The following is a 3,648-nucleotide window of genomic DNA, read 5'->3' on the forward strand; positions in this document are numbered from 1 at the left end:
TGAGCCAACGGCAACCCACTCTCTTTTGCCAGCAGCCGGACCTGCGGCTGATCATCAACAGAGATAAATACCGTGCGCAGCGCTTCGTGGCGGGCAAAGACGGTATCCCATGCCTGCTGCCAGGCTGCCATATCCAACTGGCCACGCAAATGCAATGCGAGAGGGATATGATACGTTTCACTGACACCTTCGAGCTGAGCCAGGAACCATAAGCGCTGTTGTGCGAATGATAACGGTAATCTCCCTTCCCGGGAGACGGGTATTATGGCAGGCAATGCAGTATTGTTTTGTTTATCAAGCCGAGCCTTAATCTCCTCAGCAAGAGCAGCCAATGAGGGGAATTTAAACAACGTCGTTATCGGCAATTCAACACCCATAGTCGCTATCCGGTTTATCACCCGCACCGCCAGCAGTGAATGACCACCTAAGGCAAAAAAATTGTCGTACCGGCTGATCTGCTCAATGTCCAAAACTTCACGCCAAATCGACTCTACTGCCGTTTCTATTTCTCCTTGTGGGGCCACATAGCTCTGATGCGCAAAGGCTTCCTCACTTGGCGCTGGTAATACCCAGCGATCCAATTTGCCGTTCGGGGTTAACGGGAAGGCATCCATACGCACAAAAGCCGCCGGTATCATGTAATCAGGCAACAACCCGCTCAGGTGTTCACGCAGGCAGTTAACCAACCCGTCATCCGCATCGGCTACCACATAGGCTACCAACCGTTTATCAGCCCCTTCATCCAAAGCCACTACCAACGCTTCACTCACCGCCGGATGCTCCATTAGCCGGGCTTCAATCTCCCCCGGTTCAATCCGGAAGCCACGGATTTTAATCTGCTGGTCATTACGGCCGACAAACACCAAATTACCGTCCGGCAGGTAACGGGCCAAATCTCCAGTGCGATACATCCGGGCATCTGACGCATGACTAAACGGATCTGCTAGAAAACGTTCAGCAGTCAATTCTGGACGGTTCAGATAGCCACGGGCAACACCTGCGCCGCCAATATACAACTCACCCACTCCCCCCAGCGGCACCGGCTGACCATCAGCATCCAACAGATAAACCCGTGTGTTAGCTATTGGGCGCCCGATAGACACCTCGGTATCCGTATAGTCTGGCGGACAATGCCAAGTCGTAGCACATACCGTCATTTCTGTCGGACCATATGCATTGAACAGATTTACCCGGCCACTCAGAGCCTGAAGCAGCGCCACACTGGGCGCTTCACCCGCCAGTACCAATGTCGGTTTTATCGTTATCGCCGGTAAGTCAGTACCATCCCGAAGCAGAGCCGGTGTCAGACAGGCGTGCGTCACCGCTTGTTCTTCCAAGTAAAGCCAGAGATGGTAAGGATCCTGACGAACTGTATCGGCAGGGATCGCCAAGCTAGCCCCACTACTCAACGCTATCATGATTTCCCAGACACTGGCATCAAAGCCAAATGAAGCGAACTGCAACATCCGGCTGGTTACTCGCATGTTAAGCCGGATAATTTGTGCCAAGGCCAGATTGACCACGCCACGATGCTCCACCATCACCCCTTTTGGCGTACCGGTCGAACCCGAGGTGTAAATCACATAGGCCAGGTGTCGTGAAGTCAACTCCGGTATCTGTGGATTGCTGTCCAACTGGTCAGAATGGGTATTTGGATCGATGACCATCAGGTCTGCCAGCGCCTTCTCTCCCAACGCTGTACGTCCGACGTTATCCGCCAGCAAAATAGCCGGCGCGGCGCCACGCAGAATACGCGCCAAACGCTCACCCGGATAAGCCGGGTCCAACGGTACATAGGCTCCACCGGCTTTTAGTACCGCCAACAATCCCACCACCATTGCCGGTGAACGTGACACACAAATCGCCACTCGCTGGTCCGGCTCTACACCCAGAGCAATTAACTGATGAGCCAGCCGGTTGGCACAAGCATTCAGTTCCGCATAACTGAGAGTCTGATTTTCATACACCAATGCCGTGGCATCCGGATTTTTCTCCGCCTGCTGTTCAAACAACTGATGGATGCACAAGGCTTCAGGATACGGCGTTTCCGTTGCATTCCAGGTTTCCAGCAATAACCGGCGCTCTGCCGGCGCCAGAATATCCATTTCACCCACCTTCTGTTGGGCATTCGCCACCATCGCTTGCAGCACAGTCTGCAAATAACCCCTGTGCCGTTCGATAGTGGGGCGATCAAACAGGGATGTACTATAATTCAATGTCCCACTAATCCCGCTAGCTTCTTCATACAGTTCCAGTTCGAGATCAAACTTAACGGAGTTAAAAGCCTGATTAACCGGTGTGACGGTCAATCCCGGCAATATCCAATCAGTGTGTTCATTGTTCTGCCAGGCAAACATCACTTGGAACAACGGGGTATGCGCCAGCCTGCGTGGCGGTTGTACAATTTCCACCACCTGCTCAAATGGCAGATCCTGATGCGCCTGTGCCGCTAACGTGATTTCCCGAACTCGTGTCAGGCATTCCACCACGGTCAGTTCACCCGAAACAGCCATCCGCAATGCCAGCGTATTGACAAAAAAGCCAATCAGCGGCTCCATTTCCTGCCGGCTGCGCCCAGCACTGGGAGTGCCGATAATGACATCCTTCTGACCGGACAGACGCGATAAGACGACGGCCCAAGCTGACAACAATGTCATAAACAGCGTGACACCGTGCTGTTGGCTTAGATGTTTGAGGGCAGTGGTCAACTCAGAATCTAAGTGGATAGGAACAGCCTGACCGGCAAACGACTGCTCTGGCGGCCGTGGCCTGTCGGTGGGCAAGTCCAGCAGCACCGGGGCATCCGCCAACACGGCTCGCCAATAATCAGACTGCGCCTGAGTGCACTCGGCGGCAAGCCACTGATGCTGCCAGGCAGCATAATCCGGATATTGGATTGTCAGGGGGGGCAGCGGGTCCGGGCGCCCGGCCAGAAAGGCCGTATAGAGCGCGTTCAGTTCACGTATCAGCACATTGACCGACCAACCATCGGACACAATGTGATGCTGGATCAGTAAAAACTGATAGTCCTCATCCGCCAGTCGGATAAGCACCGCCCGGATAAGCGGCCCCCGACTGAGTTCAAACGGCGCAGACACGGCTTCGGTGCACAGCTGTTCAAGTGCGGTGTCCGCCGCTGGGTACCCGCGTAAATCATGTTGCATCAACGGCAACCCGCTCTCTTTTGCCAGCAGCCGAACCTGCGGCTGACCATCAACAGAGATAAATACCGTGCGCAGCGCTTCATGGCGAGCAAAGACGGTATCCCATGCCTGCTGCCAGGCTGCCATATCCAGCTGGCCGCGCAAATGCAGTACGAGAGGGATATGATACGTTTCACTGACGCCTTCGAGCTGGGCCAGAAACCATAAGCGCTGTTGTGCGAATGATAACGGCAATATTCCCTCTCGGGAGACAGGTATTATGGCGGGCAATGCGGCATTGTCTTGTTTATCAAGCCGGGCCTGAACCGCCTGAGCTAAAGCCGCTAATGAAGGCGAGTTAAATAGCTCAGTCAGTGGCAATTCCACGCCCAATATCGCCATTATCCGGTTTATTACCCGCACCGCGACGAGGGAATGTCCGCCCAACGCGAAGAAATTGTCGTGCCGACTTATTTTCTCGATGCCCAGTAACTCACGCCAGACA

1 protein-coding gene is annotated in these 3,648 nt (G+C 54.2%); it reads right to left on the reverse strand.

Annotation, left to right across the window (positions count from 1 at the left end):
* A partial coding sequence (locus ACGF7G_RS21705; protein WP_387468320.1) for an amino acid adenylation domain-containing protein occupies window positions 1-3,648 on the reverse strand: 3,648 nt, incomplete at both ends.

This window comes from Photorhabdus sp. RM323S (genome assembly GCF_042879375.1).
Taxonomy (GTDB): Bacteria; Pseudomonadota; Gammaproteobacteria; order Enterobacterales; family Enterobacteriaceae; genus Photorhabdus; species Photorhabdus tasmaniensis.